Source organism: Verrucomicrobiota bacterium (assembly GCA_037139415.1).
Lineage (GTDB): Bacteria > Verrucomicrobiota > Verrucomicrobiia > Limisphaerales > Fontisphaeraceae > JBAXGN01.
Genome location: JBAXGN010000277.1, coordinates 1 through 7203, shown reverse-complemented (window position 1 = coordinate 7203; position 7203 = coordinate 1). Strand labels below are relative to the sequence as shown.

At 59.3% G+C, this 7203-nt stretch carries 6 protein-coding genes; 1 reads left to right on the top strand and 5 read right to left on the bottom strand.

From position 1 onward, the window contains the following. Positions 1 to 353: 353 nt before the first annotated feature. From lysS to typA, 4 genes are all read right to left on the bottom strand, one after another. A complete protein-coding gene (gene lysS / locus WCO56_27935) occupies positions 354 to 1802 on the bottom strand; it encodes a lysine--tRNA ligase (GenBank protein MEI7733434.1) in 1449 nt (482 codons plus the stop codon). Between the two features lie 21 nt (positions 1803 to 1823). After that, positions 1824 to 2375: a hypothetical protein gene (locus WCO56_27930; protein MEI7733433.1), complete on the bottom strand. Its 552-nt coding sequence runs from the start codon at positions 2373 to 2375 to the stop codon at positions 1824 to 1826. A gap of 213 nt (positions 2376 to 2588) precedes the next feature. Then, positions 2589 to 3974, bottom strand: coding sequence for a tRNA (N6-isopentenyl adenosine(37)-C2)-methylthiotransferase MiaB (gene miaB / locus WCO56_27925; GenBank protein MEI7733432.1), 1386 nt, complete (start codon positions 3972 to 3974; stop codon positions 2589 to 2591). 15 nt (positions 3975 to 3989) lie between these two features. Continuing rightward, positions 3990 to 5825, bottom strand: coding sequence for a translational GTPase TypA (gene typA / locus WCO56_27920; protein ID MEI7733431.1), 1836 nt, complete (start codon positions 5823 to 5825; stop codon positions 3990 to 3992). A gap of 492 nt (positions 5826 to 6317) precedes the next feature. Here typA and WCO56_27915 point away from each other — a divergent pair, with 492 nt between their 5' ends. Continuing rightward, complete coding sequence (locus tag WCO56_27915) at positions 6318 to 6785, top strand: hypothetical protein (protein MEI7733430.1); 468 nt, start codon at positions 6318 to 6320, stop codon at positions 6783 to 6785. Between the two features lie 91 nt (positions 6786 to 6876). On the opposite strand, the gene WCO56_27910 is transcribed toward WCO56_27915, so the two are convergent. Next, the coding region (locus tag WCO56_27910; GenBank protein MEI7733429.1) for a hypothetical protein at positions 6877 to 7203 on the bottom strand (327 nt) is incomplete at its 5' end.

Below are 7203 nucleotides of genomic sequence, written 5' to 3'. Positions count from 1 at the left end.
CAAGGTTTTTCCAGTTCATATGTAGCGGTATTTATGCGCAGGTGTATAGCGGATCAAGATGGATCCATACGTTCCTCGGAGGTCTTGGCGTTAGGTACAATCAGAAGTGACCCCGAAAAATGCATACCCGCACTCGTCAAAGCTTTAGCTGACCCGGACTTAACGGTTGACTGGTATGCGGCAGACGCGCTTGGCCGATTCCGCACCAATGCCGCGTCCGCCTTGCCCGCCTTGCAGCAACTCCAGATGCGCACGAATCTTAACAGGTCACTAAAATCGGAGATCGAGAGCGCAATCGAGCGCATCTCTCCCCCACCACCGTCCGCGCGCCCCTGAATGCCGCGCAGCGCAGGTTATTTTGGCTTGAGTTGTGGGAACAGGATGACGTCGCGGATGCTTTCCTGGCCCAGGAGCATCATGCAGAGGCGGTCAATGCCGATGCCCAAACCGCCGGCGGGCGGCATGCCGTGTTCCAGGGCGGCGAGGAAGTCCTCGTCGAGTTTCTGCTGTTCGCCGCCGGCCTGGTGTTCCAGGCGCTCGCGCTGTTCGATGGGGTCGTTCTGCTCCGAGTAGGCGGGGGCGATCTCCTGCCCGTTGATGCAGCATTCAAAGACTTCCACGGTGGAGGGATCGTCCGGGGAAAGCTTGGCCAGCGGCACGAGTTCCTTGGGCAGATGGGTGACGAAGGTCGGCTGGATGAGGGTCGGCTCGATCAGCTTCTCAAAGACGGCCCCGGTGACTTCAAAGTCCTCATATTCCTTGCCGATCTCCGCGCCGAGGGAGACGGCGCGCTCGCGGCGCTGCGCGGGGGTGAGTTCAAACCAATCGTTCCCGGCCTTTTCGCGGATGAGGTCCTTGTACCTGGCGCGCCGCCAGGCGGGCGTGAGGTCAATGGTCTTGATGACGTTGCCGTCCTTGTCCTTGTGCTCGATGATGAGCTTGCCGAGGACCTTCTGGGCGATGCGGCTGATAAGGGTCTGGGTGATTTCCATCATGGTCTCGTAGTCGCCATAGGCCTGGTAGGCTTCGAGCATGGTGAATTCCGGATTATGCTTGCGGGAGAGGCCCTCGTTGCGGAAGTTGCGGCCGATCTCGAAGACGCGGTCAATGCCGCCCACGAGCAGGCGCTTGAGGTAAAGCTCCAGGGCGATGCGCAGGTAGAAATTGCAGCCGAGCGCGTTGTGGTGCGTGACGAACGGCGCGGCGGCCGCGCCCCCCGGGATGGCCTGCATCATCGGCGTCTCGACTTCCACGAAGCCGCGCTCGTGGAAGAAGGCGCGGATTTCCTTCAGGATTTCGCTGCGGAGCAGGAAGGTGTGCTTGACGGTGTCATTGGCGATCAGGTCGAGGTAGCGCTGGCGGTAGCGCAGTTCGGTATCCTCCAGCCCGTACCAGAGCTGGGGCGGCGGGCGCAGGGCCTTGGCCAGAATGGTGAAGGACTCGACCTTGACGGTGATCTCGCCCTTGTGAGTGGTGAACATGATGCCCTTGACGCCGATGAAATCGCCGAGATCGAGGTGCTTGAAGATGTCAAACTGTTCATCGCCGAGCACATTCTTCTGGGCGTAGGCCTGAATGCGCCCGCTCTGGTCCTTGATGTCCAGAAACATGCTCTTGCCCATGTCGCGATGGGCGGTGATGCGCCCGGCCAGGGCCACAGCGCGGTTCTCCGCGTAGTTGGCGCGGGCGGCGGCGCAGGTTTCCGCCGGGGTGAACTTGTTGGCGAAGGGGTTGATGCCCTTGGCGCGCAGGGAGGCGAGCTTGGCCTTGCGCTGTTCGATCAGTGAATTGGTCTCGTCCATAAAACGGGGGTTCCGGTGGGGTTAAAACACGAGTAGCCCGAGCAGCAGGATGAAAAAGCCGAAGGCCACGCGCACCGCGCTGCAGCGGCGCACGCGCCGCTCGTCGAGGCTGATGTAGTCCAGGAAATCGCGCATGCGCCAGGGGGAGATGGTGAACCACATGCCGATCACGGCCATGACGTAGGCCCAGGTGACAATGACCAGGCGCCAGTACGTATCGGGTTCAGGATTACGGGCGGTATCCACCATGAGCTTGGCCAGCAGCAGCATGAGCACGGCCGCGCCGCGCACGGCGAGGAAGTCGGTGAGGAAAATGCACGCGCCCACGCCGACGGCCACGAACAGGCCGATGAGGTAGGGCTTGAGCGGCTCGAAATCCGCGATCTGCTCCTGCTTCACGTTGTACGCAAACCAAAGCGTGCCCAGCAGCATGAGGGCGTAGCCCCAGCCCAGGCTGCGGGGGAATTTCCGGACCGCCGCGCGGAATTCGGCGGGCTTGGCCAGCCCGTAGATGCTGGGCACGGCGACTCCCAGCCCGAGCAACACGGACAGCAATGATAATTTAATTTGCATAAACGGGGCGATTAAAGGTGCAAAGGTGTGGTTCTGTCCACCCTTTTTGTTGGTTCATCCATGGTGCGGGCTCATCGTTGCGATGTCCACATACGGAAGGAGTCTGCCTTGTCAGTGATAACCCCTCACCCCTGCCCCTCTCCCCTCGAAGGGGAGAGGGTGGCCGCAGGCCGGGTGAGGGGTATTCCTGGATGCCGCTTGTAAGGAGTGTTGTCAAGCTGCGCCCCCATGGGGAACCGGCTCCGGTTCAAGGTTTACGATGGCCGGATCGCCATAAAGTGTGAAGGCACCGGCACGCACAATCTGCACATCCACCAGTTGGCCCTGGAAGCGGTCTGAACCATCAAAGAGGAGGATTTTATTGCAGGGCGTACGCCCCATCATGCGGTCGGCGTTGCGCTTGCTGGGGCCCTCGACAAGGATCCGGGTGTACTGCCCGACCATCCGCTGGTAGCGGGCTTTGACCTGCGCATTCAGAAGTTCGAGCAGGCGTTGGTGCCGATCATCCTTGACCTCCTGGGGCAGTTGATCGGGCATGTCCGCCGCCGGCGTGTCTTTGCGCGGGGAGTATTTGAACATGTAGGCCTGGTCAAATTGCGCATCGCGGACGAGCGACGCGGTCTCCTCGAAGTCGGCCTCGGTCTCACCGGGGAACCCAACGATGATATCGGTCACCACCCCCACTCCTGGCTGCACCTGGCGCAGCTTGGCAATGATTTCCAGGAAACGCTCGCGGGTATAGCCGCGATGCATCAGTTTCAGGACGCGGTTGCTGCCGCTCTGCACTGGGATATGGGCGCTGGGCATCAGCTTGGGCAGGCGCGCGTACGCCTCCACCAGATCATCGCCGTACCCCTTGGGATGCGGCGCGGTGAAGCGGATGCGCTCCAACCCCTCGATGGCGTGCACGGCCTCCAGCAACTGGACGAAGCCGGACTTGCCATCCGCCACGGGAATCTCGCGCTTGCCATAGCTGGTGACGATCTGCCCGAGCAGGGTGATTTCCTTGACGCCCTGCGCCACGAGTTCGCGGCACTCGGTGACGATGTCGGCAATGGGGCGGCTGCGTTCCAGGCCACGGGTGGAGGGGACGATGCAGAAGGTGCAAAGCTGGTTGCAGCCTTGCATGATGCTGACATAGGCGGTGACGGCCTTCTTGCCGCCGCCTTCGAGCAGGTGCTCGCGGATGCGGGACTCGCTGCCGGCTTCCTCGTCGGTATCCACCACCTTGTCCCGGCGTCCGGAGAGGAGGTCATCCACGTATTCGGCGGCGCGATGGAATTTTTGGGTACCGAGGACGAGGTCCACGTCGGGCAGCTTTTCAATCAGGCTATTGCCCCGACTTTGCGCCATGCAGCCCATGAAGCCCAGCACGGCCGTGCGCTTCCCGCGGCGGTTCTCCCGCGCCACGTTCTGCATTTTGTTGAGCGCCTTCTGCTCCGCAAAATCCCGCACGCTGCACGTGTTGAGCAGCACGACGTCCGCGTCCGTCTCGGAGGGCGTCAGGGTATAACCCTTGGCTAGAAGCTGCGCCGCGACGGCTTCCGAGTCGCGCTCGTTCATCTGACACCCGAAGGTTTTGATGAAGACGCTGGGCATGGCTACCAGTGCCGCTTAATCCTGAATCACGCGGGTGCCTTTGCCCTGCGCGGCACGCTTGCGCGCGACTTCATCCAGGAGCTTCTTGCGCAACCGCAGATTCTTGGGCGTGGCCTCCACGTATTCGTCAGAGCCAATGTATTCCAGTGCGCGTTCGAGCGACATGCGCAACGGCGGCTCCAATTGGATGCCCACGCCATCACCCTTGGAACGCATGTTCGTCAAATGCTTGATCTTGGTCGGATTGACGGGGATGTCTGCATCCCGGGCGTTTTCACCGACGATCATCCCCTCATACACCTTGTCACCGGGCGCGACAAATAAGCGGCCGCGTTCCTGGGTCATGTTCAGTGCGTAGGCGGTCGCCACGCCATTCTCGATGCTGACCAGCGAACCGTTTTTGCGGGAGATGACCTCGCCGCGATCCGGCCCGTATTCGTGGAACAAATGGCTGAATACACCCATACCGCGCGTCGTATTGACGAGGTCGGTTTCAAACCCGATCAAACCGCGCATGGGAATGAAGGCTTCGATGCCCACCTGATCGCCATGGTGATCCATGTGCGTGATGTCCGCCTTGCGGTTGGACAAATTCTCCATGATGGGTCCCATGGATTCCTTGGGGATTTCCAGGAACATCTTCTCGATGGGTTCGAGCAGGTTGCCGTCCTTGTCCTTGTGCCAGATGACTTCAGGACGGGAGACCAGCACTTCATGGCCCTCGCGCCGCATCTGCTCCACCAGGATGGCGATTTGCATTTCACCGCGTCCGGCCACATTGAAAATATTGGGGGCGTCCGTCTGCGCAATGCGCAACGCCACGTTCGTGCGGATTTCCTTCACCAACCGCTCCCAGATGTGACGGGCAGTGACCAATTGACCGTCTTGTCCGGCCAACGGACCGTCATTGACAGCAAACTGCATTTGAATGGTCGGCGGGTCAATCGGGCGGAATGGCAACCCCGGACGATCCGTGTTATCCACGATGGTTTCCCCAATGAACACGTCCTCAAACCCCGCAACCCCGACAATATCACCCGCATGGGCTTCCTGCACCTCGATGCGCTTCATACCTTCAAAGTGGTAAATGGCGGTGATTTTACCATTGCTCTTAACCCCGTGCCCGTGAATGCACACCGCCGGTTCCGCAACCTTGATCTTGCCGGAATAAACCTTGCCGAAGGCGATACGGCCCAGATAATCCGAATAATCCAAGTTGGAAACCAGCAATTGGAAGCCCTCGCCGGCAAACGCGCGGGGCGGCGGCACATACTTGACGATGGCGTCGTACAGCGCATCCATGTTGGTGTTGGGATGGCTCATGTCCAGCTTGGCGTAACCATCACGCGCGCTGGCGTACACATACGGAAAGTCCAACTGCTCATCCGTGGCGTGCAGGCTGACGAACAAATCAAACACCAGGTCCAGCACCTTCTTGGGATTGGAATTCTCGCGGTCAATCTTGTTGATGACGACGATGGGCTTGGCACCGCTCTCCAGGGCCTTGCGCAACACAAACCGCGTCTGCGCCTGCGGGCCGTCCGTGGCATCCACCACCAGCAGCACCCCGTCAATCATGCTCATGGCGCGTTCCACTTCGCCGCCGAAGTCGGCGTGTCCGGGAGTGTCCACAATATTGATGTGGTACTCCTTGTACTTGAACGCCGCGTTCTTGGCGCGGATGGTGATGCCTTTCTCCCGTTCCAAATCCATGGAATCCATGATGCGTTCATCCTGATAGATGGCCTGGTTGGTACGAAAGGTGCCGGACTGCTTCAATAAACAGTCCACCAACGTGGTCTTACCGTGATCCACGTGCGCGATGATCGCTAAGTTACGTATATGGTCCATAAAATCGTTTGGCACACGCCCATTGGGCCGCGCGCCCTATCTATAATGCCATAGCCTCGGTGAGTGACTAACTCTGGGTGCACCTGAACGGGGCTGTGGAATCAAGTCTTGCCTGGCATCCGGTTCTGGTGCCAGCGTCTCCCCGGCAATGAACCGGGGGGCGTAGTGTCGCCCTTTTTAATCAAACGTCAAGTCAGAAGCGCGTTTATTTAACGGGTGAAAAAGCCGACGACTGCCTGGTAGCCAAAATGGTCCAAACCGCCTCAACGTAGCGCTGGATCGCGATAGGGGTGAAGTTGGCCCCCCCCCACGTGAGCCAAAGGCAAAACCCCATGCGCTGCAACCGCCACCCATGCTGAAACGATTCTCTAGCAATGACCTTTTCACATTGACCCCAGGCCCATTTGTGGAGATTGTCAGCACCATGACGAAAAACTGGAAACCGAATACAATGAACGAATCGTTCGTTCAATAAGACTGTTCGGCATCTATATGAAAGCACGTTTAGCCATCGCAGTCCTTCTGTTGCTCCCGGTTATCGCTCGCGCAAATCCTGTGATGATTGATGGGCAGTCGCTAATTGCTTTTGGTATCGTCGCCTTTTGGGCGTTGGTGATCGAGTCTGGCATCGCGACACTTGTCCTGGTTTCCTCCGGAGTGTTGATTGTCCCCTCGTTCGGCATGTTTGTTGCCGCGAACGTGGTGGTATTCCTATTCGCGTTTCTACCGCTCACAGGTCGAGTGTCGCTCTGGTTTCTTGAGCCGGGGGTGGTTCTGGTCGATGCCCTCCTCCTTAAGCTTCTGGCATCCTTACCATTCCTTCAGGGGGGCGGCTTTGTTGGGGTCAGTTGGCGGCGGGCGTTGGTCGCGTCGCTTCTTGGAAATACTGCATCCTTCTTCGTCGGTGTACTTGCGAGTGGTGCACCGTGGATTGTGCATGAGAGTGGAGGACTCGAATGATGCCGAACAAAATCACTGGACCGAACGCGGGCGAGCTGCGTCTGTTGCCAATTCGAAAATCACCGACCGCCCGCGTCGGTCAGTTCTGCCGTTAGCACCATAACAACGCCTCAAGGATTATTCGGAAAGGCATAGCCTCAGAATCTCTGGCACCCGCTTCGGGGTGCATTCGTGCTTCTCCACGGTACCGGTGGTCCGGCCCCTCCCCCTCCGGACAACACCGGCTACTGGCTGTCAATCCTTCGGATTGAGGGAGGACATTCACCGTCGGGTGACAGTGCGACAGGGTCTTATCCAGATCGGACAGGGTCTTGTCCAAGCCAGACAGGGTCTTGTCTGAGCCGGACAAGGTCTTGTTTGGGACGGACAAGGTCTTGTTTGGGACGGACAAGGTCTTGTTTGGGACGGACAAGGTCTT

Coding starts and splice junctions, on each gene's coding strand:
- typA (MEI7733431.1), bottom strand. CDS start 5,825: ATGGACCATATACGTAACTTAGCGATCATCGCGCACGTGGATCACGGT.
- miaB (MEI7733432.1), bottom strand. CDS start 3,974: ATGCCCAGCGTCTTCATCAAAACCTTCGGGTGTCAGATGAACGAGCGC.
- WCO56_27930 (MEI7733433.1), bottom strand. CDS start 2,375: ATGCAAATTAAATTATCATTGCTGTCCGTGTTGCTCGGGCTGGGAGTC.
- WCO56_27915 (MEI7733430.1), top strand. CDS start 6,318: ATGAAAGCACGTTTAGCCATCGCAGTCCTTCTGTTGCTCCCGGTTATC.
- lysS (MEI7733434.1), bottom strand. CDS start 1,802: ATGGACGAGACCAATTCACTGATCGAACAGCGCAAGGCCAAGCTCGCC.